The organism is Rhizobium sp. 01N447_2, assembly GCF_056399245.1.
The window spans coordinates 69,983-93,873 of sequence record NZ_JBFTQY010000013.1; the positions used below are offsets into that span (position 1 = coordinate 69,983).

Annotated in this window: 23 protein-coding genes, 1 tRNA gene and 2 pseudogenes; 12 read left to right on the plus strand and 14 right to left on the minus strand. The window is 59.5% G+C overall.

Going from position 1 to position 23,891, the window contains the following annotated elements; translation table 11 throughout:
* Nucleotides 1-65 precede the first annotated feature (65 nt).
* From AC1ECN_RS10555 to AC1ECN_RS10565, 3 genes and pseudogenes are all read left to right on the plus strand, one after another.
* Nucleotides 66-734: an HAD family hydrolase gene (locus AC1ECN_RS10555; protein ID WP_018070479.1), complete on the plus strand. Its 669-nt coding sequence runs from the start codon at nucleotides 66-68 to the stop codon at nucleotides 732-734.
* Nucleotides 735-832: 98 nt separating this feature from the next.
* Nucleotides 833-909: transfer RNA gene (locus AC1ECN_RS10560), tRNA-Pro, on the plus strand.
* A gap of 142 nt (nucleotides 910-1,051) precedes the next feature.
* Nucleotides 1,052-1,538, plus strand: a pseudogene (locus AC1ECN_RS10565) (hypothetical protein).
* A 544-nt stretch (nucleotides 1,539-2,082) separates the two neighbouring features.
* Here AC1ECN_RS10565 and AC1ECN_RS10570 read toward each other — a convergent pair.
* Nucleotides 2,083-2,250, minus strand: a complete 168-nt coding sequence (locus AC1ECN_RS10570; RefSeq protein ID WP_155249522.1) for a hypothetical protein — start codon at nucleotides 2,248-2,250, stop codon at nucleotides 2,083-2,085.
* Between the two features lie 163 nt (nucleotides 2,251-2,413).
* Nucleotides 2,414-3,508, minus strand: coding sequence for a formylglycine-generating enzyme family protein (locus AC1ECN_RS10575; protein ID WP_477952940.1), 1,095 nt, complete (start codon nucleotides 3,506-3,508; stop codon nucleotides 2,414-2,416).
* 340 nt (nucleotides 3,509-3,848) lie between these two features.
* Here AC1ECN_RS10575 and AC1ECN_RS10580 point away from each other — a divergent pair.
* The 3 genes and pseudogenes from AC1ECN_RS10580 to AC1ECN_RS10590 all read left to right on the plus strand — a co-directional run.
* Nucleotides 3,849-5,375 (plus strand): annotated as a pseudogene (locus AC1ECN_RS10580) (arylsulfatase); the annotation flags it as partial.
* A gap of 86 nt (nucleotides 5,376-5,461) precedes the next feature.
* On the plus strand, nucleotides 5,462-6,121 hold the full coding sequence (locus AC1ECN_RS10585) for a hypothetical protein (RefSeq protein WP_024321146.1): 660 nt from the start codon (nucleotides 5,462-5,464) through the stop codon (nucleotides 6,119-6,121).
* Between the two features lie 55 nt (nucleotides 6,122-6,176).
* Nucleotides 6,177-6,608 carry a DUF2721 domain-containing protein gene (locus tag AC1ECN_RS10590; protein WP_130655160.1) on the plus strand — a complete coding sequence of 144 codons (432 nt, stop codon included), beginning with the start codon at nucleotides 6,177-6,179 and terminating at the stop codon, nucleotides 6,606-6,608.
* Between the two features lie 183 nt (nucleotides 6,609-6,791).
* Here AC1ECN_RS10590 and AC1ECN_RS10595 read toward each other — a convergent pair whose 3' ends face one another.
* On the minus strand, nucleotides 6,792-7,424 hold the full coding sequence (locus tag AC1ECN_RS10595) for a class I SAM-dependent methyltransferase (protein ID WP_024321144.1): 633 nt from the start codon (nucleotides 7,422-7,424) through the stop codon (nucleotides 6,792-6,794).
* Nucleotides 7,425-7,964: 540 nt separating this feature from the next.
* Between AC1ECN_RS10595 and AC1ECN_RS10600 the strand changes: the two genes are divergently transcribed.
* Nucleotides 7,965-8,183 carry a hypothetical protein gene (locus AC1ECN_RS10600; protein WP_018069421.1) on the plus strand — a complete coding sequence of 73 codons (219 nt, stop codon included), beginning with the start codon at nucleotides 7,965-7,967 and terminating at the stop codon, nucleotides 8,181-8,183.
* A 6-nt stretch (nucleotides 8,184-8,189) separates the two neighbouring features.
* Here AC1ECN_RS10600 and AC1ECN_RS10605 read toward each other — a convergent pair whose 3' ends face one another.
* A complete protein-coding gene (locus AC1ECN_RS10605; protein WP_075224197.1) occupies nucleotides 8,190-8,423 on the minus strand; it encodes a DUF982 domain-containing protein in 234 nt (77 codons plus the stop codon).
* A 196-nt stretch (nucleotides 8,424-8,619) separates the two neighbouring features.
* On the opposite strand from AC1ECN_RS10605, the gene AC1ECN_RS10610 reads away from it, so the two are divergent.
* Nucleotides 8,620-8,832 (plus strand): hypothetical protein, encoded by a 213-nt coding sequence (locus AC1ECN_RS10610; RefSeq protein WP_003558379.1) that lies wholly within the window; start codon nucleotides 8,620-8,622, stop codon nucleotides 8,830-8,832.
* On the opposite strand, the gene AC1ECN_RS10615 is transcribed toward AC1ECN_RS10610, so the two are convergent.
* From AC1ECN_RS10615 to AC1ECN_RS10630, 4 genes are all read right to left on the minus strand, one after another.
* Nucleotides 8,829-8,978 carry a hypothetical protein gene (locus AC1ECN_RS10615; protein ID WP_012756918.1) on the minus strand — a complete coding sequence of 50 codons (150 nt, stop codon included), beginning with the start codon at nucleotides 8,976-8,978 and terminating at the stop codon, nucleotides 8,829-8,831. The genes AC1ECN_RS10610 and AC1ECN_RS10615 overlap by 4 nt on opposite strands.
* Nucleotides 8,979-9,052: 74 nt before the next feature.
* Nucleotides 9,053-9,346 carry a helix-turn-helix domain-containing protein gene (locus tag AC1ECN_RS10620; protein ID WP_018483592.1) on the minus strand — a complete coding sequence of 98 codons (294 nt, stop codon included), beginning with the start codon at nucleotides 9,344-9,346 and terminating at the stop codon, nucleotides 9,053-9,055.
* An 85-nt stretch (nucleotides 9,347-9,431) separates the two neighbouring features.
* Nucleotides 9,432-10,613, minus strand: coding sequence for an ROK family transcriptional regulator (locus tag AC1ECN_RS10625; RefSeq protein WP_130655161.1), 1,182 nt, complete (start codon nucleotides 10,611-10,613; stop codon nucleotides 9,432-9,434).
* A gap of 551 nt (nucleotides 10,614-11,164) precedes the next feature.
* On the minus strand, nucleotides 11,165-11,779 hold the full coding sequence (locus AC1ECN_RS10630; protein WP_130673504.1) for a GNAT family N-acetyltransferase: 615 nt from the start codon (nucleotides 11,777-11,779) through the stop codon (nucleotides 11,165-11,167).
* A 177-nt stretch (nucleotides 11,780-11,956) separates the two neighbouring features.
* On the opposite strand from AC1ECN_RS10630, the gene AC1ECN_RS10635 reads away from it, so the two are divergent.
* From AC1ECN_RS10635 to AC1ECN_RS10645, 3 genes are all read left to right on the plus strand, one after another.
* Nucleotides 11,957-13,294 (plus strand): extracellular solute-binding protein, encoded by a 1,338-nt coding sequence (locus AC1ECN_RS10635; protein ID WP_130672344.1) that lies wholly within the window; start codon nucleotides 11,957-11,959, stop codon nucleotides 13,292-13,294.
* A gap of 125 nt (nucleotides 13,295-13,419) precedes the next feature.
* Nucleotides 13,420-14,313, plus strand: a complete 894-nt coding sequence (locus tag AC1ECN_RS10640; RefSeq protein WP_477952980.1) for a carbohydrate ABC transporter permease — start codon at nucleotides 13,420-13,422, stop codon at nucleotides 14,311-14,313.
* Nucleotides 14,313-15,146: a carbohydrate ABC transporter permease gene (locus AC1ECN_RS10645; RefSeq protein ID WP_020572058.1), complete on the plus strand. Its 834-nt coding sequence runs from the start codon at nucleotides 14,313-14,315 to the stop codon at nucleotides 15,144-15,146. Before AC1ECN_RS10640 ends, AC1ECN_RS10645 begins: the two co-directional genes overlap by 1 nt.
* 27 nt (nucleotides 15,147-15,173) lie before the next feature.
* Here AC1ECN_RS10645 and AC1ECN_RS10650 read toward each other — a convergent pair whose 3' ends face one another.
* Genes AC1ECN_RS10650 through AC1ECN_RS10665 form a run of 4 tightly spaced genes read right to left on the minus strand, consistent with a single transcriptional unit; the run spans nucleotide 15,174 to nucleotide 19,780 of the window.
* On the minus strand, nucleotides 15,174-16,415 hold the full coding sequence (locus AC1ECN_RS10650; RefSeq protein ID WP_130672345.1) for an O-antigen ligase family protein: 1,242 nt from the start codon (nucleotides 16,413-16,415) through the stop codon (nucleotides 15,174-15,176).
* Nucleotides 16,412-17,974, minus strand: a complete 1,563-nt coding sequence (locus AC1ECN_RS10655; RefSeq protein WP_477952944.1) for an undecaprenyl-phosphate glucose phosphotransferase — start codon at nucleotides 17,972-17,974, stop codon at nucleotides 16,412-16,414. The genes AC1ECN_RS10650 and AC1ECN_RS10655 overlap by 4 nt, the downstream gene beginning before the upstream one ends.
* Nucleotides 17,975-18,031: 57 nt before the next feature.
* Nucleotides 18,032-19,201, minus strand: coding sequence for a glycosyltransferase family 4 protein (locus AC1ECN_RS10660; protein ID WP_024321140.1), 1,170 nt, complete (start codon nucleotides 19,199-19,201; stop codon nucleotides 18,032-18,034).
* 3 nt (nucleotides 19,202-19,204) lie between these two features.
* Entirely contained in the window at nucleotides 19,205-19,780 is a 576-nt protein-coding gene (locus AC1ECN_RS10665) for a polysaccharide biosynthesis/export family protein (RefSeq protein ID WP_018069433.1), read from the minus strand.
* Nucleotides 19,781-19,970: 190 nt separating this feature from the next.
* Here AC1ECN_RS10665 and AC1ECN_RS10670 point away from each other — a divergent pair, with 190 nt between their 5' ends.
* On the plus strand, nucleotides 19,971-22,163 hold the full coding sequence (locus AC1ECN_RS10670; RefSeq protein WP_477952946.1) for a GumC family protein: 2,193 nt from the start codon (nucleotides 19,971-19,973) through the stop codon (nucleotides 22,161-22,163).
* A gap of 4 nt (nucleotides 22,164-22,167) precedes the next feature.
* On the opposite strand, the gene AC1ECN_RS10675 is transcribed toward AC1ECN_RS10670, so the two are convergent.
* Together AC1ECN_RS10675 and AC1ECN_RS10680 are read right to left on the minus strand one after the other, a co-directional pair.
* Nucleotides 22,168-23,406, minus strand: a complete 1,239-nt coding sequence (locus tag AC1ECN_RS10675; protein WP_130661341.1) for a GNAT family N-acetyltransferase — start codon at nucleotides 23,404-23,406, stop codon at nucleotides 22,168-22,170.
* A 223-nt stretch (nucleotides 23,407-23,629) separates the two neighbouring features.
* On the minus strand, nucleotides 23,630-23,839 hold the full coding sequence (locus AC1ECN_RS10680) for a DUF2842 domain-containing protein (RefSeq protein WP_130672346.1): 210 nt from the start codon (nucleotides 23,837-23,839) through the stop codon (nucleotides 23,630-23,632).
* Nucleotides 23,840-23,891: the final 52 nt, after the last annotated feature.

Sequence of the window (23,891 nt, forward strand, 5' to 3'; positions counted from 1 at the left end):
CCGCAGCTCTCCGCTACTCGCCTGCGCAGGGGCCGCCCCGGCCTCATGCTGGAAGGAAAACACCCGTGCCCGCTCTCCATGACATCCTCGATAGGTCCTACGACGCTTTCCTTTTCGACATGGACGGAACGCTGCTGAATTCCATTGCCGTCGTCGAACGCGTCTGGAGCGAATGGGCAAGACGCCACGGCTTCGAGCCGGAGGTCTTCCTGAAGACGATCCATGGCATCCGCGCCTCAGACGTGATCCGCGGGCTCGGCCTGCCCGGCGTCGATCCGGCCCATGAGGCGGATCTGCTGCTCGCCGAGGAGATGGAGGATGTCTCCGGCATCGTCGAGATCCCCGGCGCCGTCCGCTTCCTCTCCGCCATCGCTGAGGGCAGATGGGCAATCGTCACCTCGGCGCCGATCGAGCTCGCCAGGCGCCGCATGGCCGCCGCCGGCATCCCGATGCCGAAGGTCATCGTCAGCGGCCAAGAGGTCAAATCAGGCAAGCCCAGCCCCGAAGGTTATCTGCTCGGCGCAAGCCGCCTCGGCGTCGATCCGAAAAAATGCCTGGTCTTCGAAGATGCCGTCGCCGGCATTCTCGCCGGCGAAGCTGCCGGCGCCGGCGTCACCGTCATCACCGAAACCCACGCCACACCCTTCGAAACGCCGCATTTTTCGATCGCTAACTACCTGACATGGCAGCCCCGCCAGACCGCCGAAGGCCGGCTGAAGCTCGCGGCGATCTGACCATTCGCGCAAACCGCTCCCTTTTTGTTGGAGGCAAGGTTTTTCCGCTTGCATTGCACGCGCTGAAAAACTAAACGAAGCAAGCCGTTTCGGCAGGTCGGGGCGTAGCGCAGCCCGGTAGCGCACTTGACTGGGGGTCAAGGGGTCGCTGGTTCGAGTCCAGTCGCCCCGACCATTTAAATCCTTGAAAACCCTAGTCTTTCCGGAAAAAGTAAAGCCTCGAAAGAGGCAGGTTGCGAAAATTGGGGCCATTCTGGGGCCATGACAGCCACGGCACCCTAGTGACGATTCGGCCCAGCTATGGCATTCTCCGCGACATGCCCACACCGAAGCTTCGCCCCACCCTCGTTGAGAATCCGTACTTCTCCCGCGCCCATCCGCCAGATGCGACGAACCCGCGCACGATTCCCGCGATGATGGACATCCGCGAAAGCGCGATCACGACATTGGCGGCGAGAGGTGTTCTCGATGCTGCTCTGGTGGCCGCCGACGCACTTCCGGGCGCGGTGGGAATCGATGGGTGGCAAAGGTGCTTCGGCCATCGATTATGGTCGTGAACATGTCGACGGCGGCAAGGCGCGCGATCCCATCACGGAACGGCAAGTGAATGCGGGCAAGGAACTGGCCCGATGTCGGGCTCTCCTCGGCGCCCGAATGTACGGCCTCGTTTCCGCCGTCTGCGGCGAGGGGTTTGCACTGACTGAGATTTTCGCGCGAAAACGGGAACGGCTGACTGCGGCGGATTGCCTGCGCATGAGCCTTGACGATCTCGCCGAACTCTGGCGGATGGCAACGCGGCGCTGATGTCCCGCTTTGCCGCAGAGGAATGCCGACCGCGCCGCGCGGCTCGGCCTTATCGCAGCGCGGCGGCTTTTCATCCTCCTTGCCCCTCGGGCACTGCCGGCTCGATTAGCAGGTCCGCGTCAATCTTTAGCGGATCCAAGTACACTGGATGCTCAAGCAAGCGGTCGATGGCGAATCGCAACATGTCCGCCGCCGCCGCACGCTCAGCAGCAAATGGTCCGCCTCGGGCTCAAGGAGGCGTTTTTTCGGTTTCTTGGTTTTCAGCCCGTGGACTATCGCTGACCGAACTTCATAGATTTTCTTAACGCTCGCAACGACGTCTGCTGGTTTTCGCGTTCCACTGAGCCTTGCTAGCGCTCCCGCACGTAAGCGGAGCTTGTAAGAGAGCGCTTGATTCTCCTGGTCACCGAGGAGCACTTCAAGGCCTATCGTCGCGTCAAGGATCGCGTCCACGGCGTCGTCGCGCGTCATGCAACTGTTCAGTCGCTTGAGCGCTATCGCGACCCTCTCTTCCCGCCGTCCAAGGATGAGATTGTAGAGCCTCCTAACGTCTTCCAATTCTTGCGAGGCGGAGAAGACGCTCGACCAGCGCGGCTTCGAGCTTCGCGGCGCCGATGTCCAACTGCTTGCGATAGCGCTTCCGCAGCGTCTTCGCGAAGATTTCGATCGGTGCCGCTCCGTAGTCTGGGCAATGCCAGAGATTTCTTGCCATCGTGCGGCCGTTGTGCGCGCCGTTTGCAGTGCAGGCAGTGCCATTCGGCCGACAAGCCGCGGCCCAGGGGTGCTGGGCGGCCCGACCCTCTTTGTCCGGTTGATCGCTCGTCGGACGCCACCACTGTTTTTAAGCCTAAGCGAGGCCACGCCAGTTGGCCTTATCAAGTTGGCGGGCGACGATTTCTAAGGCGCCATTCTGCTGGATGCTTTCCAAGGACGCCTCGCCAGGCCTTCCGGGCCGCCAGCGAGGCAGCAGGCACCTCGACGGTCATCGAACTGGAGCGGTCCGTGGGGGGGCAAATTTCGGTTCGCTTGACGCATCTGAAGCCACCGTGACTGGTGGAGGTGTCCTCCGGTTCCGCATGACGGGCGGCGGGACGGTAGCGACGGCAGTAGTTCGGCGCGCAGAGATGTGACCCGCCTTTCAGCACCCGTCTTGGGATTCGAACATTCGGTTCGCGGGGATCGAGGCTTGCTTCTCGGTCACCACCACGAGGGTTTTGACGAATGCAACACGATTTGGTCGCGGGTTGAGGATGGCGGGTTGACCAGTAGTCTGACGTCCAYTCCCAGACGTTGCCGATCATGTCGTRAAGACCGTACCCGTTCGCGGGGAAAGACCCAACCGGTGAAGTCCTGTCGGCGCCGGGCCGCTTCGTGCTCATTGTGGGAAACGTTCCCTGCCACGTATTGGCCATAAGCTTGCCATCTGGGTTGAATTCGTCGCCCCAGGCGAATTCGGCATCGTCGATCCCGCCATGCGCTGCCAGCTCCCACTCAGCTTCAGTTGGTAGATCCTTGCCAGCCCAATGGGCGTAAGCCAGGGCGTCGCGGTAGGCCACATGAACGACGGGATGGTCGAGCTTCCCACGAATGTCACTGCGACCACCGTAGGGGTGTCGCCAGTCTGCGCCGAACTTGAACGACCACCATTGTGTTATGTAGGAGCCGATGACCGCCTTTGGTTGGGTGAACACGAGCGAGCCGGCCCGCAGCATTCCGGGAAGTGCCCCTGGGTAGTCGGCAGCTTGTGGCGTCATTTCCGCGACGGTGACATGTCCGGTGGCTTTGACGAAGGCGGCAAACTGGCGGTTTGTTACCGGCGTCGCGTCGATCCAGAAGCCGTCGACCTTGACCGGATGCGCAGGCGCTTCCTCCGGATAGTGCCTGTTCGATCCCATGGTGAACATCCGTGCAGGCACCCAGGCCAGCCCGTCGAATGCGGGATCGTATGCATCTGCTACGCTCATGGCCATGCCCACCTGAATGTCCCTGTGTATCTTTATGACATGCGGTTTCTGATCGTGCCTATTGTCCTTTAGGGAGGGTGTTCGCGACGGCTCCGATCGGTGGCAATTCGCAATCCCTCACGGGGATTCCCCAAAGGGCAATATCTGCTTGCGCTAATACAATGTAGAAAATGGATGGAAGAGTGGACATGCCCTCTTCGGCAAGTCGAGGGTGACCGCGCGCGCGGGTCGAGAGCTGCGTCTCTACCGAAATGATCGGTCCGATTTGCCAGTCGGCAAATTGGACGTCGCCGACAAACCCTCTTTTGCTTCGACTCGTCTTTCAACCAACCTTGGTCGTCCATGGCCCAATATCGACCGTATCGGCCGGGAAGGGGCGAAGTTCATGACCTACTATGCCGAGCAGAGCTGCACGGCAGGGCGGACCGCGTTCATCACCGGCATGCAGCCGGTGCGCGTCGGCATGGTTCTGCCGGAGATTCCCGGAAGCCCGTCCTACCTGCGGGCCGGCACGCCTCACCTCGCCAAGTTCCTGTATGATCTCGGTTACTCGACAGGTGAGTTCGGCAAGAACCATCTCGGAGATACCACCGAATCCCTGCCGACGGCACACGGGTTCCAGGAATTTTGGGGCTACCTCTATCACCTCGACGCCATGCAGGGGGTGAGCTTCCCCGACATCAACAAGACCTCCACCGAGCAGGGGATCGCGCCACCCTGCAGAAACACGCCGATCCCCGGTTTAACGGAAGACCCGGCGTCCGTCGACCCGAAGACCACGACCTGCCTGACGCCGCCGCGTCCGATGCTTGCGTGCAAATCGTCCGACGGATCCCCGGGGAACCAAAGCTGCAAGGATGAGGGCCTGCTGACGCTTGAACGCTCCAAGACGATTGACGAAGAGATCTCAGGCAAGGTCATCGATTTCCTCGACAGGAATGACCCCGAGAAAACCAAAAAGCCGTTCTTCGTCTGGTACAACCCGGCCCGCATGCACATCACGACGGTGTTGCCCGACAAATATCTGAACATGGTCGGCGAGCCCGGCGGCAAGGACTGGGGCGTCAACGAAGCCGGCATGAAGCAGATGGACGACAACATCGGCTACGTTTTGAAAAGGCTCGAGGAGATGGGAGAACTCGACAACACCATCGTCGTCTTCACGACCGATAACGGCGCCGAGACGATCACCTTCCCAGATGGCGGCACCACCCCGTTCAAGGGCGGAAAGCTCAGCACCTGGGAAGGCGGCATGCGGGCGCCGCTTGTGGTTCGCTGGCCGGGGCACATCGAGCCCGGTACGGTCAAGAACGACATGTTCTCGGCGCTCGACTGGCTGCCGACGTTTGTGAACATCGCAGGCGGTCCGAAGGGCGACGGCCTGAAGAAAGAGATCGAGGCGGGTAAGTATCCGGGGATTGTCAAGACCACGCTCGACGGGATCGACCAGCGTGACTACCTGGAAGGCAAGTCTCCATCCGCGCGCGACAGTTTCTTGTACTATTCTGGCAAGGAGCCGTCGGCTGTCCGCTACAAGAACTGGAAGATGTACTTCGCCATGGTCTCCGACGATCCGGCTGGCTTTATTGCCGGGGTGATGCCGTACGCCTGGACGCAGGTCGTCAACATCAAACGCGACCCGTTCGAGACCTCGGTCGGGCAGCAGATCAAGACACTCTTCGGTATGGGCGGTGCCATCGCTTCGCCGTCCACCGCCTATGTCTATGACTGGAACATCCTGCCCATCGGTCAGCAGTTGTGGCTGAAGCATCTCGAGACCTATATCGACTTCCCGCCGCTTCAGAGCCCTGCAAGCTACAATCTGGAGCAAGTGATGCAGCAGGTCCGGGAAATGAAGACTGGTCACGACTGACGCGCAGGCGAATAACGACATTTGCAGCGGACGCCACGCGGCGTCCGCTACGTCAGTACGTCCAAAGGGCTGCAGAGGGCCGAACGATGAGCGATGTCATCCAAGCAGGTCGTGACGAAGCACGCTGGCCTCCGGTGATGGCGATCATGGCGGTGTTCGCCCTTTTGGAGGTGCTGCCGCACCACGTCTATGCCATGCCGCGATGGGTGTCATACGCGGTCCTAGTAGCAGCTATCGTTCCAATGATCATGGTGACGGTGTCGACCGACAAGGCCATGTGGCTGCGCATCGAGCATGTCGCCATCATGCTGCTTGCCAGTGTCTACGCAGGCAATACGGCGGCGGAACTCGGAGATATGGTCGGAATCATCACCGTGCATCCGCCCGAGACGCGATCAGTGTCGCTGTTGACGTCGTCATTTACCATCTGGATCACCAACGTGCTCACCTTTTCGCTGCTCTATTGGCAGATCGACGCGGGCGGCCCCTCGCGCATCGCGCGTGGCATGGCGGGAAAACCCGATTGGCTGTTTCCCCAGGCGTCGGCTCCCGAACTAGCGTCGCCAGACTGGCGGCCGCTCTACATCGATTATCTTTCCCTCGCATTCAATACGGCGACCGCGTTCAGTCCCACCGACGTGCTGCCACTCGCCCGACGTGCGAAGGGGCTGATGATGCTCGAAAGTGCCATTTCATTGCTGACGCTCGTGCTCGTGGCCGCGCGTGCAGTCAATGTCATTCCGTAGCGCCTCGCCGGCGCCGCGGTCGTCCATTCGTGCCGAAAGGATCGAAGGTGCCCGTATGTCAGTGGAAGCCGATCAGCTTTCAACAATGATCAATCACGCGGTCGCGCCGGCGTTCATGCTCAATGGCGTCGCGGCGATGGTGGCGGTTTTGGTCAATCGGATTTCCGGCGTCACCGAGCGGATCAGAAACCTGCGTGAGATCCACGAGAGTGACGTCGCCCGAGCCCCGCTGAAGAGGGGAATCGGGGAGTTGAGGCGGCGTGAGCGCCTATTGAACAGTGCATTGCACCTGGCTGTCCTGTCAGGGATAGGCGTGACGCTCCTACTCCTATTCGGCTTCGTCGTAGCCTTTTTGGGATACCGTCGCGAACCAGGCGCCGCCGTACTATTTGTTGCGGCACTCTGCTTCCTGGCGGGGTCGCTCGTCCGATTCCTGCAGGACATCCGGCTGTCGCAAGGTGAGCACGACGACCGTCAGTTGCGCTGACCGCCGAATTGCTCAAGGCCCTCTCGCCTTCACTAATCTAAATTAGCGGCGGAAAACGGAACGAGGCATCGGCAGAAATGCTGAAACGGCAGCCGAACGTCCCGAACGAAAATGTCATTTGTTCATGTTGCAGGCGAAGCTATAGCGCCGTCCTTGCAAAGGACGGAGGGCCTTCGACCGCTTTCAGTGCGGTTTCTGAGCGATCGCGATCATCGATTTCGCCAGCAGCGGAATCCTCCCGACATATTCGAAGTCGACGCCTTCGAAGCCTGTTTCGACGAGCAATGTGCTGAGCGTTTCGGGAGACCAGAATTTGATATGGCCATGGTCCTTCAGAGGCATAAAATGGTCGTCCATCTTTCCGCTCACGGCCAGAGCCAGATTTTTCCAGTAGCCGTGGAAAGGCGTCGACATAACCGCGATGCCGCCAGGCTTCACCAGATCATACATGGTGGCCGAGAAAGCCTTGGGATCATAGACATGTTCCACCACTTCAAGACTGATCACCGCGTCGAAGGTCCCATACCGGCTGGAAAGATCTTCGTATCCGGAGCCGATTTCCAGCGGAAGATCGGGGTGGGCCGTTCTCGCCTTCGCGATGCCGTCCTTCGAGGGATCGACGCCGACGACGTCATAGCCTTTTTCCGCGAGCACGGCGGCAGCACCGCCGGTGCCGCAACCGAGGTCGAAGACCGCTGTTTCTCTTGCCTCCTGGAAACTGTTCTCGAGAACATCGACAACGGCCGGCAGAATATAGGAATGGGCGGTCGCCGGTTTGGCGTGTATATAGGTAGTAGCGTCCAGTTCGATAGACATTTTACCTCCTGAAAACCTGAAGAAGTGAGCCGCCAATGGTACGGCGGACTTTGACGGGAGTGTGGTGTCGTTGTGGTATTACGGTGATTAACGCCGAAGGCGTTCGTGGCGACTAAGCGTCACTGCCGATTGCCAGCACCGACAGCGCGAGACATTCTCCAGCACGCCCGACGCTCGCCCGCCGGATCCCGAAGCTGATTGACAGGGTGCCCTGAAGATGCTGAAAACGGCCCGCGATCAGGTTTGCCGCATTCTCGTGGTTCAAAGGCCCGTTGCATCCGGCTCCGCTCGTTTCGACCATTTAAACTAAATAAAGCGATGAAATACCCTTTGAAGGTGCATCGCAAATAAATCCTTTAGTTCTTTTTGGTACTCCATCAGTTGGGATGGACGGTATTTGCTGATTTTTGTTAAGGTTATACCAAGATTAGAAGTGAATAAACCAATTTTGAATTGAAAAAAAATCTGAATCCTCTTCGCATTCTCGCGAACTTGTGTAGATTAACATCATCCCTGTCACAGATAGCCTAGTGCGAGCGCATGGCGGATATGAAGCACAATCTAACTTGCAGGCAGAGCCTCGCCAACGCGTTCCAGGCTCTGTCGGACGAGGCCGTCAAAGCCGGCTGGTCGGAGGGCGATGTCGCCCTCGCGCTCGCCGAACTCGCCGAGGAGCGGGTGATCGAGGTTACCGCCAAGGTGATCATGGAAGGTTCCATCCATCCCCAGCTCATCGCCGCCGGCGGCCGTAGCGGCTAATCGGTCTTAAACCAGCAATCCTGCCGTTTTCGCTGCCGTGACGAAGGAAGCCTGTGCTGCGCGCGGGCTGCGCAGTCCGTCGAGCGCATCCAGGCAGTGCTGGCGCGCAATGCGATAATCGCGCCCACGCTTGCTCGGCCACTTTTTCAGATATTCGACGGCCTCCCAGACAGTCGAAACGATCAGGCTGCTGTTTGGAGAAAGGACCCGGACGGGGGAGGGAAAGCGTTTTTCACTCACGTCTGCACTCACTGATTCCTGCCACAAAACGCGGTCAAAACGCGCGGGAAAAAATTTTGTTCCATAATTTTGTCCCGCTGAAATTTGCGCAGTTGCTAAAGTTCAGGCCCTCGCGCATAATGGCTTTATGCCGGTTGCGGAGGGCGGCCGGCGATGCAAGCGTGGATGCGTTTGCCCTCGGAGGATATGCGGCGTGATGTTACGATCATCAATTCATCCGCATGATTTACCGCTATTTTCGGAAGATCTCGATCTGCTTTCGCAGGTGCTCGACAAGGTCTGCGACGAACGCGGCCTCGTCAAAACGACGCCGGAGGCCGAGCGGATCGGTGCGGTCATCATTCAGCTCTACAGGCAGGGCGTGAAGGATGGCGGCAAACTCGCGGATCTTGCAAAAACCTATCTCTAGTTCTGCTCGATCGAGACACCGTTCTTGCCGATGCTCATCTCGATTCCCTGCGGCTTGCTTTCCTCGTGGAAGATATAGGCGCCGAGGCCGATGACGGCGACGACAAGTACGCCGATGATGACGTAGAGACCATTGCTGCGGTTCAAGAGACTGTCCCCGATATGTTATAGGCCCGATATGTTGTGGGACGGTGAAACGCCCGGGCGGCCGATTGGTTCCGTCAGTCGTCGTTGGCGGCGTTGAGGTTTTCGGGCCGGATGCCGTCATCGCTGGAGGTGCGGGCGCGCAACCGGATGCCGGGGCCGCCTTCATCCTGATTGCCGCTTGACAGGAAAATGATGCCGTTGGCCTCGAGCGTGCTGCGCACATCGAACAGCGCGTGCGGCTCGCCGGCGAATTCGCCGTTTTCCAGCGCTCTCACGGTCTCGACCGGCAGGCCGCTGGCGGCGGCGAGCTCTTCGATGCTCATTCCGATCATGGCGCGCGCGCCGCGTATCTGCGTTGCTGTTATCATGATGGAAAATCTAGCGCATTTCCAGCGCTTCTCAAGTGGCCACGCTCTCACGCTGGGCGGTTTCGGTGCCTAAGGCACGCGCTCTTCAAACTTCCCTCAATTTTACACCGAATAGATCGTCATGCATGCGCTCGACCGCGATCCCCATTCCTCCCATCAGGGCGGCCCGGTTCCCAAAGCGACTGATCTCGATGCGCGGCGGATAAGGTGTACAACGCGGCAGGAAACCGCGGATGGCGTTTACGAGTTCCGGTCTTGCGCCGATGCTGCCACCGGTGATCACCAGTTCAGGATCGAGGGCTGCTCCGATTGCCGCAATGGCGACTGCGACCAGCCTTGCCGTCTCTTCTATTGCAGCCGCCGCGCTTGTTTCTCCTGCATTAAACGCGGCGAAGAGATCGGCCACGGTGGATGCGTTACGCCCGCCGAAACCGACGTAGCGGCGCAACATCGCGACGCTGCCGACCGCACTCTCAAAGGTTCCAAGCGTAAATCCGCCAGGATCAAAAGCATCTCCGCCGATCGGAAGATAGGCGATTTCGCCGGCCGCCCCACGCGCGCCGCGCAACAGAGCTCCGTTGGCGATGATGCCCATGCCGACACCCGTTCCGAGAGCAACGAAAGCAAAATTGCTGGTTTCGACACCATGTCCCCGCCATCTCTCCCCTTGCGCGGCCAGGTTGACATCATTTTCAACGATCACGGGTATACCCATTCTGTCGCTGAAGACTTGCCGCAGATTGATTGTGTCGATGCCGGGGATGCTTGGCGCTACGTTGATATGTCCGGTGGCCGGATCGAGCACACCAGGACTGCCTAGAACGACGAGACGCAGTTTGTCGGCAGTCGTCCCGGCCGCAGACGCGAGCTCCACGATAAGATCGCTGAACTGATTGACGAGATGCATTCCGCCGCGCGGGTCGGTGGATACTTTGGTTTCAGCAACCACATTCCCCAACAGATCGCAAATAGCCGCGGCAATCTTGGTGCTCCCGAGATCGATAGAGATGGCCAGTCCCGCCCTGGCATTGATTTCATAGGTGATCGCATTCCGGCCCGGGCGACCGTCAGTCTGCCCGACTGGCTTCAGCCAGCCGTCATCCTCAAGGTCGCGCACGACATCGGAAATCGTCTGCTTTGATAGGCCGGTTAGCTTGGCAATATCGGCGCGAGAGATCGACCCGTTCGCGAACACGGTTCGGATGACGGCATTGGTTGAAATTTTTCGTGCGATCGGAGTCTGTGCGACAGAAGATGTCATTGCCATCCGGCTAGCTCAGTCCAATTAGTTCGGAGCACATACTTAATGGGGCGATATTGAGTTCACAACTATCGCGACTAATCGGAATTCAATACATCGAAGCAGGCAATTTGTCTATGTCCTTGACAAATGGGAGGCCAGCTGTAGGCTTTGGATTAACGTGCGATGAAAATGCGCGATGAAATAAAGAGGGTCGAGTAGAGTATGCGCCATACGTATCGTCTGGTTAGCCGTGCACCCGTCAAGATCGCTCGAAGAGGAACTGGCCTAGGCTTACCCGGCTATTTCCTTTCTCGCGTTCCGCCGACTCCTTGAACCTGGCTGCCGGGGATCTGCTCATGATGAAGCCCTCGATTGATGGACAGCTTTCCGCCGAGCAACCTGTTTTACTGCCGACAATGGCACCAGGCCTTCAGGCGGACGTTCATCCAGCCGGGTCCGCTGATCTCGCCTTGTGCGGGGCAGGCAGCTTTGGGCGTGTGAGATTTTCGCCAATCAAGGGTTCTCATACTTATGAGATAGGGCCTTTCCGTGCCTCGGAGAAACCAGGAAATGCTTCAACCCAATCCCTGATCAATCCGCATGGCAAAGGCGACGGAGCCATCCCGCTCGAATTCGGAAAAGCCAAGGTGACGGTAGAAACCCTTGGCGCGTTCGTTGTTTGGGTCGACCCCGAGATGCACGGCTCCGACCCCGTGATTCCGAAGCGCTTGAAGCTCCGTGTCGATCATCCTGCGCCCCCAACCGCTTGCCTGAAGTCCGGGAAGGATGTTGATGTGAAGATGCGCCGGATACTCGTCTTGAAGCCACGCCGTTCCGCTGCGCGGATTTTGAATTCGTTCCATCACGTCGGCGTCGCGCAGACGGGTGGGTGCCAGTCCCGCAACCTGCTGGCGGACGAACGGCCACCAGTTTGTTTGCAAGTCTTTGTCGAATCCGCCGGTGTCCGGCGCCCCTACAACGTAGCCGACCGGCCGGCCGTCCTGAACGAGAACAAAGGCAAAGTCTTTGGCGAACTTGAGGTAGGGTACCGACCAGATGTAGCCAGGCAGACGCGGGTCGCTATAAAGCGCGCTGGCATCCTGACCGCCATTCGCGGTTTTCAGGCAGATGTCGAAAAGAGCGTCGATATCCGCTTCAATCGCGGGGCGGATGAAGCAGCTGGTGTCCATCACTTTGCCACCTCCTGCGTGGCGCTTGGTCATTTTAGGTCGCGAGAGGAGCAGATGCATTGACGATTACCTCAGATTCGCCAGCCAGGCAAAGCTCTGGGGGAAGAAAACGTTCGGCCGGTGCTTAGCACAAGGCGTGGGCGGAGAGTGGAGAATAAACCAGATGAGGTGGAGCAGATGAACAGAACCGTGAAATCGATCAGCATACTGCCGGCATACCGATTGAAAGCAGCTGTCGCGCTTGCTGGTGCGGCGCTTTTGAGTTTTGGCCTTTCGGCAGCTGCGCGCGCTGACGACCTGGCTGTGTGGGATGACCAAACCTATGAAGGCCAGAGTGCGGTCATAGAGCAGCTTAACAAGGAGTTCGAAGCTGCCCATCCCGGCGTCACGATCAAACGCACCGCCCGCACCTTTGATGACATGAAGTTGACGTTGAAGCTTGCGGTTTCGGCAGGTGATGGCCCGGTCATCACGAAAGTCAACCAGGGTGCCGGTGACATGGGGGCGATGGTCAAGGAGGGATTGCTCCTGCCGGTCGACGACTACATCAAACAATATGGCTGGGATAAGCTCCAGTCGGATTCCGTGCTTGCTCGAGATCGCTGGGAGGATGGAAAATTTGGGGTCGGTAAGACCTACGGCATATCGGGCCTCGGCGAGATCGTTGGCCTCTACTACAATAAAAAGATCCTCGGCGATGCGGGAGTAGCGCTGCCGCAAACCTTCGAGGAGCTTCTGGCCGATCTCGACAAGCTGAAGGAAAAGGGCATTCCGCCCTTCATGATGGGCTCGGCAAAGCAGCATCTGGCCCTGCACATGATCGGCGCCATCGACCAAGCAAATATTGACGCGAGCAATCGCGCCGAGCTTGACGACCTGATTTACGGCCGGGGCGGCTCCTGGAACACCAAGGGGAACATCGAATCCGCCAAACTCGTGCAGCAGTGGGCACAGGGCGGTTATTTTTTCCCCGGTTTCGAAGGCATCTCGGGTGACGACGCCGTCCAGCTTTTCATTTCCGGGCAGGGCGCGTTCCTTATCTCCGGGACCTGGTATTTCGGTGACATGCAGCACAATCCGGATATCGGCTTTATGGCCATTCCCGCCCCGAAAGGTGTTTCCAAGCCCATGAGTGTCGGGGGCGTGGATCTTGCCTGGGCGATAACGAGCCTTGCCAAAACTAAGCCGACACAGGACGTAGCCGGCGCATATATCGACTATATGGTCTCCGAAAAGGCTGCTGAAACCTGGGCCAATGCTGGCTATCTCCCGGCAACTTCGCTCGCGGCTGACGCAAAGCCAAAGCTCACGCCGCTCCTCAGCTCCGGCATCGAAATGTGGAAGACACTCAACGCAAACGACGCTCTCGGCCATTACCCCGATTGGTCGAGCCCAACGATGCTGAAGACTATAGACGACAACACGCCGCTTCTTCTGTCCGGCAATATCACGCCCGAAGCCTTTGTCGATACTATGGACAAGGATTATCAGGCCTACCTGAAGGACAAGAAATAAAGATTGCGGGCGCAGGTCACGGCCGTCCCCCGCGGTCGTGACCTGCGTCTCGTCGATCCAAACAAATGAACATTGCGATCGGCTTGCTGCGCGATGACCACCGCTTTGGCTTTATGGAGTACTGGATGAAACGCTCCGCACTTGATGGCTCGCAACATACCAATTTTATCTATTTATTGCCTGGATTGCTGTTCTACGCGGCTTTTGTCTTTGGACCGATCCTCGCGGCTTTGGGTTTGAGCCTGACCAGCTGGGACGGCTTGACCATGCCCAAATGGGTTGGTTTGGGCAATTACGCCGATCTCTTTTCTGACAGTCGTTTTTATATTGCCTTGCGTAACAATGCCGAGCTTATGATCTTCTACTGTGTCCTGCCGCTCGTGCTCGGTATCGCTCTTGCTGCTTGCGTCTGGAATCTGAAGCAACGCGAACAACTCGCCCTGCGTACGTTCTTGTTCCTGCCTTATATCATGCCGACTGCCGTGTTGGGCATCATCTGGGCGTGGCTCTACAATCCTGCATTCGGCCCGTTCAATCAGTTTCTCAGAGCAGTAGGGTTAGGCGCCTTCGCACTCCCGTGGCTGGGAGATTTCAATTTTGTCCTTCCCGCCGTCGGGATCGTTGCCACCTGGTATTTCTTTGGTTTTTGTATGGTCATCTTCCTCACAGGAATCCAGCGCATCGACCCGTCTCTTTTCGACGCTGCCAWGGTCGATGGTGCTTCGGCGCGAAAAACCTTTTTCTGGATAACGCTGCCGCTTCTGTTGCCTGAAATAAGGGTGGTTTTGCTTTTGACGGTCATAGCGTCGATCAAAAGCTTCGACCTGATTTTTACAATGACCCGGGGCGGACCCGCCAACGCTACGCTCGTGCCGAATATCTACATGTATCAGCTCGGCTTCGAGCTCAATCGGTTCGGCGCCGCGGCGGCCATCGCCATTGTAGGCGCGATACTCACATTCGTAATCAACTTTGCAATTCACCGATTTGTAGGATCGCAGCATAAAGGATTGGCTTGATGAGCCGTTCATTTAACATTTCCGCCGGTCCGCTATTCCTCCGCATTGTCCTCTGGCTTCTTGCATTCGTCACGATTATCCCCTTCCTGCTCCTGCTTCTAACCTCGATAAAGAGCAAGGCTGATGTTCTGCAGGGTGCATTCGCGTTGCCGGCATACCCACATTTCGAAAATTACGTCGATGCCTGGAATGCCGGACATTTCAACATTTACTTCTGGAATTCCATCATCGTTGTCATACCCGTTGTTGCTGCAAGCGTCTTTTTGGGCCTGCTGACCGGTTTTGCCTTCGCATACCTGTCATTTCCGCTGCGGCGTACGCTGTTCGCTATCCTGACCCTCGGCATGATGGTGCCGGCGGAAGCCTTCATCATCCCGCTTTATTATGAAATGCGGTATCTCGGACTGATCAATACCTATGCGGCTCTGATTGTGCCGCAGATCGCCATGTCGATTCCATTCTCAACGATCTTCCTCGCCAGCGCGATGCAGCAACTGCCGGAAGAAGTTCTCGAAGCGGCGGTTCTCGATGGAGCCGGACGCTTCTATATCCTGCGCAAGATCGTTATCCCGCTCATGGTGCCGGCAATGTCGACACTGGCGCTGTTCTTGTTCATATGGACCTGGAACGAGTTTCTCATTCCGTTCATTCTGGTCAATGACGACGCCTATCGGACGCTGCCCCTCGGCATGCTGTTTTTCCAAGGGCGTTATACCGTCAATACACCGGTTCTGACCGCCGGCGCGGTGATCGTGATTTTCCCGCTCATCGTGACTTATCTGGTTTTCCAGCGACGGTTCATTGCCGGCCTGACGGCAGGAGCGACGAAATAGACAGCCGATGCGGTCGGCGGCAAAGTCTCACACCGCTCCACGTCTTCGCTCGCGCTTGTGGCGCACTTCCAGCGCCGCGCAGCCCCAGACCGTGCCAAGCAGCAGATAGACATGGCGCCAGTGGTCGATGTCGATGACGTTGCCGATCGTCGCATGGCCGAGAACCGAGATCCAGGCGATCATCAGGAAGGGTTGCCACGGCCGGTCGAGCAGCAGGTTTCGGAAGCCGAGAGCCAGCGTCCAGAGAAGCATGCCGACATAGCTAATGAAGCCGAGCCAGCCATAGGAAGTAAGCGATTTCAGCCAGATATTGTGCTCGTCCTCGGGAAACATCGTGCCGAACACCAGCGGGCCGATGCCGAGCGGGCGCTCCATCATCATGGTGAAGCCGATCCGGTGGCGCTCGAAACGGCCGAGATGTTCGCCGTCATATTGCTGCACCAACTGGGCGCGCGCCGAAAACAGTTCGGCGACCTTTGGGATCTGCAGCGCCACCAGCAGCGAGGCGACCAACATGATGATCGCCGCCAGCGACAGGACCAGGACTCGCAGCCGAAAAGCGCCACTGCGCTCCTTCAGCAGCATGATGAAGATCAGCAGCACCAGGCCAAGCGCGAAGAGCCCCCAGGCGGCGCGGGAAAAGGAGAGGAAAATGCCGAGCGCAAGCACGAGCAGGGCGGCAGCCTTCAGCGGCGATTTCTTCAGGTCGCCGACCAGGATACCGTGGACGAGATAAAGCGATGGCGGCACCAGGAAGGGACCGAAGACGTTGGGGTCCTGAAAGGCGCCCTTGGCGCGGTCGTAGAGCGTGAAGATTTCCGCGCCTGGAAAGGCATGGAAATAGCCGAGTATGCCGAGCGCGGAGGTGGCGACAGCGGCGAAGGTCCAAGCGTTGAAGATCAGCGGCAGCCGCTTGTGGCTGTCCTCGATGATTGCCGCGTAGAACACTGCCGTCAGCGCCAGGAAGGTCGACACCGCGATATACATCGGCGCCGTTGCCAGGTCCTTCATCTGCGTCAGCGACAGCATGCCGCCGATATTGAAGGTGAGCAAAAGGGCGAGCAGCGGCGCCACGCCGCGCGAAATCCGGAGGCCCAGGATGAACCAGAGGCCGATCAGCCCGGCCATCCAGAGTTCATAGGGCGCCGGCTCGTCGATCACGAAACCGGAGAGGAACACACCGAAAGCGACAAAAGCCGAGCCGATCAGGCGCAGCGTCATCCGCTGCGGTTGGGCGACACGGGGATATGTCGCCTCGATCGCGCTCAATAGGCGTTTTCCGTGTTGAGCAGCCGGATCGGCGTCAGGAACAGGATCTTGAGATCGAACCAGAGCGACCAGTTCTCGATGTAATAGAGGTCGTAGGCGGTGCGGAACTTGATCTTCTCGTCATTGTCCACTTCGCCGCGCCAGCCGTTGATCTGTGCCCATCCGGTGACGCCGGGCTTGACCCGGTGGCGGGCGAAATACCCCTCGACGACATCGCCGAAGGCGCGGTCGCGCGCCTGGGCGAGAACGGCATGCGGACGCGGGCCGACGAGCGAGAGATCGCCTCTCAGCACGTTGAAAAGCTGCGGTAGTTCATCGATCGAGGTCTTGCGGATGAAGCGGCCGACGCGGGTGACGCGCGGATCGCCCTTGGTGACTGCGGCCTTGCCTGTAGGGTCGGCCATGTTGGTGTACATCGACCGAAACTTGTAGACGTTGATGATTTCGTTGTTGAAGCCGTGGCGCTTCTGCATGAAGAAGACCGGGCCTTCGGAGGTCGCCTTGATGGCGATCGCGGTCGCGACCATGATCGGCCAGAGCAACGCCAGTGCGACGATCGTGAAGAAGATGTCGAAGCCGCGCTTGGCGACGGAATCCCAGTCGCGGATCGGCTTCTTGAAAATGTCGAGCATCGGCACCGAGCCGACATGCGAATAGGCGCGCGGTCGGAAGCGCAGCCGGTTGGCATGCGCGGCAAGGCGGATATCGACCGGCAGAACCCAGAGCTTTTTCAAAAGGTCGYAGATACGGGCCTCGGCCGACAGCGGCAGGGCGATGATCAGCATGTCGATGCGCGTCAGCCGTACGAATTCGACGAGTTCGGCGACAGTGCCGAGTTTCGGATAACCGGCGACCATGATCGGCGAGCGCTTCTCGCCGCGGTCGTCGAAGATGCCGCAGATGCGGATGTCGTTGTCGGCCTGCTGTTCGAGGACGCGGATCAGGTCCTTGGCCGGCTCGCCGCCACCGACGATGACGGCGCGGCGTTCCATGATGCCGTTGCGCGCCCAGTTGCGGATGCCGTAGGCGACGAGGAAGCGCTCGGCAGCGAGGAAGAGAGCGCCCGCAGCGAACCAGACGATATAGGCATCGACCATCGGCGATGTCGTGCCGCGAAGAAGTACGAACAGGCCGGTGGTGAGGACAAACGCGATCGTCCACGCAACGAGGATGCGCGGTATCAGCCGCAGCTTGGAGCGAAGTGCCGGAATTGTGTAGGTATCGGCAAGCTGCAGACTGATGACGGTCAAGGCCGAGGCAATCGCCGCCATGCCCGCCCGCATCAACGGGGAATCGCCGCCGTCGCCGGGGCTGAAACAATAGGTGATCAGAGCTATCGCAAAGAGCGCCAGGAATTCGAGCAGCCGCAATTGCCCGATGATGATCGTTGGCGAACGGGTTCCGTCACGGAACTGTTCGGCGATCTGCCGGGCGTAGGGGTTGATCTCAGTCGGATCAGAAGGCTTCTCCTGACCCGCTTCGCCGCGCACCTCGATGTCGGAAACCTGCTTGCGCAGTGCGTCCACGTCGAATTGATCGCCTTTTTCCAGCTTGTTCATGGGGTTTCATCGCTCGTTGTTACCCAAGCGAAATAGCAGAAAGCCCCTAAGAAATATTTACGAGGCGGCGGGCATTGCTTGGTCGGCAGCGGGATTGACCAACTCGTGGTACAATTTCAGGACATCGCGTGCCATGACGGCGGAAGAAAACACCGCCTTCACCGCTTCGGGCTTCGGCATCGTCCTGGCGTGCCAGTCGGGCGTGCTCAGCGTTTCCGCCATGACGCGGGCGAGATCATCGGAATTGCCAGGCTCCACCAGCGCCGCGCTGTCCGCGCCGAGCACCTCGGGAATGCCGCCGACACGGCTTGCGATGATCGTCTTGCCGGCGCCGAGCCCCTCGAGCACGATGTAGGGCATGGCTTCGGCGCGCGAGGGAACGACGAGGTTCTGCGCCATGGAGAAGGCTTCGTGGACCCGCATTGCCGGCAGCATGCCGATGCGTTTGCCAAGGCCGCGTTCGACCATCATCTCGCGGTAGCGGTCGCGGTCCGGTCCGTCGCCGATCATCAGCGCTGACAGCGGCCTGCCGAGCAGCCGTTCGGTCTTGGCAAAGGCATCGACAAACAGATCGGGACCCTTGAGGTCCCGAAGCATTCCCACATAGATGAAATGCACGGCATCCGAGCGGGTCGGGATCGGCTCGAAATCGCGCTCGCCGATGCCGTTGTAGATTAGTCTTGTCTTCGTCCGCGGTCGGCCGACCTTGCGCGCATAGATGTCACGCTCGTATTCGCAGATGAAGACCAGCGCATCGGTGAAATATTCCTGCAGGCGCTCCATCCTGAGGACGAACTGTCCACTGAACGTGGAGCGCGAATAATGCAGGCTTCCGCCATGCGCGGTATAGAGGCGGGCTACGCGATACCTGTTCACCCGCAACGCTGAGCCGGCAAGTCGCGCGAGCACGCCGCCCTTGGCGCCGTGTCCGTGCAGCACATCCGGCCGCAAACTTTTGATTTTCTTATATGTATCCCACATCGTCGCAATGTCGGACGGGCTGATCGAGCGCCGGATCGGGACGCGTGTCAGGCCGAGCGAGAGATAGGGACGGATATCGTCGAACAGGCTGTCCTCGTACTCGCCGCCGGTCGAGCTGTCGCAGAGGATGCCGATTTCATGACCCGCCTTGCTGTGCTCCTCGACGAGATCGCGAACATGGCGGAAAATTCCACCGACCGGCGACCTGAAGCAATGGAGGATGCGGAGCGGCTGCTGATTTGCCATCGCTCAGAAAAGCCGTTCGCGAACGTAGATCGTGTCACCTGCGATGATCGGCCCCGATATGTTGATGCGGCCGGTCAGCACCTGTCCATTGATCTTGCGGGTGACATCGACCATACGCTGGTTAGCGCGGCTGCTGAAGCCGCCGGCAACGGCGATGGCATTCTGCACCGTCATGCCGGGAACATACGCGTACTGGCCGGGCTGGCCGACTTCACCCATGATGAAGACCGAACGGTAGCGATCGACATCGATGGTGACATCGGGATCGCGAAGATAGCCTTGCTGCAGTTTCTGGGCGATCTGCCCCGAGAGTTGCTGCAGGGTTCGACCGCGGGCAGGGACCTGGCCGATGAGCGGGAAGGCGACATAGCCGGCCTGATCCACCGTATAGGTGTTGGTCAGGCTCTGCTGGTCGAAGACGGTGATGCGCAGTCGATCGCCACTGTCCAGCGCGTAGGGTTGGATGGTGGCTTCGTTGAAGGCCTTCGGCGCCGGCTTGTACGTCGTGCAGCCGCCCAGTGCTGCCGTCATGGCTGCAAGGCTCAGGGCCAAAAGGATCTTGGGCTGGACGAAAGACATCCGTTTGTGCTCACAAAAATGAACTCGGTGAAGTCGTTATCGATCCGTTAGGGTTAATGCCCGGTAAAGGGCGCCTGCAATTTCCCGGTTTCCTTGATCGATCATCGCTCATTTCTTGGCAAGCTTGTCATTAACCGTTGAGTTACCATGGTCGTTTACGCTTACGGCACCTTTGTTGTGGAGTAAGAGCATGTCCGGCGTAGCTCGTGATCAGGATGTGGACATAGACCTTGGCCAGTTGGTCCGTGCGGTCTGGGCGCGCCGTCTGCGGATTTTGACAATCACGCTCGTGGGGGCGGGCGTCGCCTTTGCCGGCGCCAAAATCATGTCGCCGCAATATCGCAGCGAAACACGCATCCTCATCGAACCCCGTGCGCCGGCCTTTGCCAGCACCCAGCAGATCAACGACGCCAGCGCCGGTCCGCTGATGGACGAACTGAACATCGCCAGCCAGGTGCAGCTTCTGCAATCGGCCGATCTCCTCAAGAAGGTCATCAACGACCTGAAGCTTTATAACCTGCCGGAATTCGACGATGCCGCCAGCGGCTCGGCGATGAGCAGTATCCTGGTGAAGCTGCATCTGAAGAAGAACCCGCTGGAGAACCCGCCGGAAGAGCGCGTCATCGACGCCTTCGTCGAACGCCTGCAGGTCTATCAGGTGCCGGGTTCACGCGTGATCGGCATTAATTTCACCTCCAAGGACCCGAAGCTCGCCGCCGCCATCCCGAACGCCATGGCGAATGTCTATCTTTCCACCCAGAGCGGCGCCAAGCTCGATTCCAACTCCGAGGCGACCCGCTGGCTGGAGCCGGAGATCGAGGGCCTGCGCCAGAAGGTCAGCGAAGCCGAAAAGAAGGTCGCCGAATATCGCACGTCGCACGGGCTGTTGCAGACGAACGGCACGACCACTTTTCCGGCCCAGCAATTGAACGATATCTCCGCCGAGCTGACCCGCGTGCGGGGCGACAAGGCCAATGCCGAGGCGCGGGCGCAGGCGGTGCGAAACGCACTGTCCTCGGGCGAGGCCTTCGATACGCTGCCGGACATCATGTCCTCACAGGCGATCCAGCGGCTGAAGGGGACGGAATCCGGCCTGCAGTCGCAGATCTCCGATCTGCAGACCAGCCTTCTCAACAACCATCCGCGGCTGAAAAGCCTGCGCGCTCAGCTCTCCGATATCCGCACCCAGATCCGTCAGGAGACGCAGAAGATCCTGGCGAGCATCGAGAATGAATCCAAGGTTGCGGATCTGAGGGCGAACGAACTGGAACGCCAGTCCGACACTGCGCAAGCCAACAGCGCCCGCGCCGGCGAGGACGAGGTCGGTCTGAATGCGCTGGAGCGCGAGGCGAACGCCCAGCGCCAGTTGCTCGAAACCTATCTGGTGCGCTACCGCGAGGCCGCCTCCCGCGCCGACAGCAATTCGAGCCCAGCGGACGCCCGTATCGTTTCCAGGGCCGTCGAGCCGGTCGATCCCTATTTCCCGAAGGTAGTGCCGATCGTCGTCGTCGCTGCCGTCGCGACGCTGATCATCAGCGCCATCGTCATCATGCTGTCCGAACTCTTCAGCGGCCGGGCGCTCCGCCCGACAGATGCGGCCCTGGAGGCAATCGAGGCAGAAGCGGTCGTCGAGGAGAAGCATGTGCCTAAGGCCGCTCCGACCGCCGCTGCCGCCAGAAAGCCCGTCCAGCCAAGCATGCTTGCCGTTGTCGCGGACGAAGAGGATGTGATCGAGGACGTGAGGGCCGCCGAGGAGGCGCCAAAGGACGAGCCGGAGGACGAGCCAGAGGACGAGAATGAATTCTCCATCGCCTCAGTTGCAGACTATCTCACCGGCAGCCGCGCACCACTTGCTATCGCAATATCTCCGACTGGTGACAATGGCTCGGCGGCGACGGTTTCGCTGACCCGCATGCTCGCCGACGCCGGCCGTCGCGTCATCCTTATCGACATGACCGGTTCCGGCTACCCCACAGAACTGATGGCCGAGGACCAGGCCGCTCTCGGTGTCACCGATCTGCTTTGCGGCGAGGCCGCCTTCGGCGACACGATCCACGGCGATCGCCTTTCCGACGCCCACCTGATCCCCCAGGGCCAGAGCGACGTCCGCCGCGCCATGCGCGGTGTCGACAGGCTGTCGTTGCTGTTCGATGCACTCGCCGCCGCCTACGACCTCGTGGTGGTCGAATGCGGTTCGGCCGACGTCGCCGGCGTCTCGCGGCTGACGCGCAGCCGGGACGTCGAGATCATCCTCTCGCTGCCTGAGGTCGAGGAGACCATCTTCGTTGCGCTGATGACGGAATTCCAGGCTGCAGGCTATGAGCGCGTCGTGCTGATGTCGGGCGGCGAAGGGGTCGAGCAGACACTCGGCCGGGCTGCTTGAACGGTTAGCCGATCCGTGCCCGGATGCCTTGGGCGAATTTATAGAGCTTCGGGCGCGCCTTGATATGCGCCTTGCCGCGGGTGACGATCCGGTGTGCGGCGCCGGCGATCACACCGAACGGCGAAACCGGCAGCACCACGTCGTAGTGTGCGGTCTCGATCGGCGCCCAGGAGCGCTTGTAGGTCTGGTCGCCGAGGCCAAAATCAAAAAGCGCGACTCCCTTGCCATGCAATCCCGAAATGGTCTGCCAATAGAGGAATTCGCCGGGGCTCGTATCCGCCACGAGCTCTTCGTCGATCGCGCCGAACTGGCAGATGATGTGGTCGCCCTTGCGCGAGATGCCTGATATCGCGGCGATCTTACCCTCATGCGCGCCCTTGAGCCGGAGCACATGCATCTGCAGCCCGAAATACTGCTTGCTGTCATCCAGCTTGCCGAGCAGGCCGTGCAGGAAAGCCTGCGTTTCCCTGTCGGCGAAGACGTCGGGTAGGCCGAGGCTGGCGAAGCGGGCGCTCTTCAGGCGGAAGAAGATATCGAGCAGACCGTGTTGTTCTTCCGATGTCTCGGGAACGACATATTCGAAGCCGCCGGCCGCCTCGAGGCGCTTCGACTGAACACGAAATTTCTTGCGCCGGTTCTTGGCATTGAGCTGCTTCAGTGTGTCCTCGAAAGCGGGAAGGAACGGCAGCTGATAGGCGTGATTCTGATTCTGCACCATCGGCAGCCCCTTAAGCGGGCTCTCTCGTCCGCGCCATTCCAGCGGAATGTTCTGCAGCAGTAGCAGATCGGCCCGGGCCTTGAGCGCCTGCTGAAGCTGGCCGGCGAACTTGCCGGTATCGATGGTCCCGCCGCTTTCTGCAAAACCCTCGGAGAAAAGGCCTGTATTGATGTTGCTGTGATCGGCCGCGATGAACTTCGCGATCGCGAGCCCCCGAGACTTGACGATTTCGACCGGCAGAATGAAAGCCGTCTGGCCGGCGTGGATGCCTTTGAGGATCGCAAGCGGCCGTTGGAAAGCGCTCACCCAGGCGGCGCACCAGTCGTAGCTCTGATGGAGTGATTGGAGATTGTCGCGCTCCAGCGCCCGCCACTCATGCTCAAGCGGCTGCATCGTGTCGAAGACTTCGATGTCGATTTCAGCCATGGCGAGTTTCATGCTCAGCTGGCGCAGGCGCGAAATGGCCGTATCGGCCAGCGCGTTGTCGGACGGCTGTTCATGGACATCGAGCTTTTGCGTCTGCACGGTCTTCTCCGGTCAAGAATACTGAACGGGAAGGTAGGTATGCCAGACGTATATTTGGTTTAACCGCATCCGATGGGCGAGGTTTTCCTCAGATCACGGTTATTCGGCCGTTAATGGCCCTAAAGCATGTCGCGCAAAAGTGTGCAGCGGTTTTGCGACAACGACATGCGTAAAAACAAAGACCTAAAGCGCGACAAGCGAATCTGAAAGGTCGCGACGCGCTTTAGCGCTGCGGGGGGGCGGCCATCCATTTGATGATCACCATCGCCGGCAAGACCCATAGCAGGCCGGTGAGCAGGAAGTAGAGCAGATGTCCCCACCAGGGCGCGTTGCCGAGCGTTGCCACCGCGATCGTATTCGCCACCAGCGCATAGACGAGCACGAGCACGATGATGAGGATCGTGCCGATGAATTTGCGGAGGCGGACGGGCATCGGTTATCTCTCGGCATGGACGGGTCGAACCGGCGCGACGGCATGCCGCAAA

Excerpts from the sequence above, each read along its gene's own strand:
- AC1ECN_RS10570 (WP_155249522.1), bottom strand. The coding sequence starts at position 2,250 with ATGGCAAGAAATCTCTGGCATTGCCCAGACTACGGAGCGGCACCGATC.
- AC1ECN_RS10585 (WP_024321146.1), top strand. The coding sequence starts at position 5,462 with ATGAGCGATGTCATCCAAGCAGGTCGTGACGAAGCACGCTGGCCTCCG.
- AC1ECN_RS10590 (WP_130655160.1), top strand. The coding sequence starts at position 6,177 with ATGTCAGTGGAAGCCGATCAGCTTTCAACAATGATCAATCACGCGGTC.
- AC1ECN_RS10595 (WP_024321144.1), bottom strand. The coding sequence starts at position 7,424 with ATGTCTATCGAACTGGACGCTACTACCTATATACACGCCAAACCGGCG.
- AC1ECN_RS10600 (WP_018069421.1), top strand. The coding sequence starts at position 7,965 with ATGGCGGATATGAAGCACAATCTAACTTGCAGGCAGAGCCTCGCCAAC.
- AC1ECN_RS10610 (WP_003558379.1), top strand. The coding sequence starts at position 8,620 with ATGTTACGATCATCAATTCATCCGCATGATTTACCGCTATTTTCGGAA.
- AC1ECN_RS10620 (WP_018483592.1), bottom strand. The coding sequence starts at position 9,346 with ATGATAACAGCAACGCAGATACGCGGCGCGCGCGCCATGATCGGAATG.
- AC1ECN_RS10625 (WP_130655161.1), bottom strand. The coding sequence starts at position 10,613 with ATGGCAATGACATCTTCTGTCGCACAGACTCCGATCGCACGAAAAATT.
- AC1ECN_RS10630 (WP_130673504.1), bottom strand. The coding sequence starts at position 11,779 with ATGGACACCAGCTGCTTCATCCGCCCCGCGATTGAAGCGGATATCGAC.
- AC1ECN_RS10635 (WP_130672344.1), top strand. The coding sequence starts at position 11,957 with ATGAACAGAACCGTGAAATCGATCAGCATACTGCCGGCATACCGATTG.
- AC1ECN_RS10645 (WP_020572058.1), top strand. The coding sequence starts at position 14,313 with ATGAGCCGTTCATTTAACATTTCCGCCGGTCCGCTATTCCTCCGCATT.
- AC1ECN_RS10660 (WP_024321140.1), bottom strand. The coding sequence starts at position 19,201 with ATGGCAAATCAGCAGCCGCTCCGCATCCTCCATTGCTTCAGGTCGCCG.
- AC1ECN_RS10665 (WP_018069433.1), bottom strand. The coding sequence starts at position 19,780 with ATGTCTTTCGTCCAGCCCAAGATCCTTTTGGCCCTGAGCCTTGCAGCC.
- AC1ECN_RS10670 (WP_477952946.1), top strand. The coding sequence starts at position 19,971 with ATGTCCGGCGTAGCTCGTGATCAGGATGTGGACATAGACCTTGGCCAG.
- AC1ECN_RS10680 (WP_130672346.1), bottom strand. The coding sequence starts at position 23,839 with ATGCCCGTCCGCCTCCGCAAATTCATCGGCACGATCCTCATCATCGTG.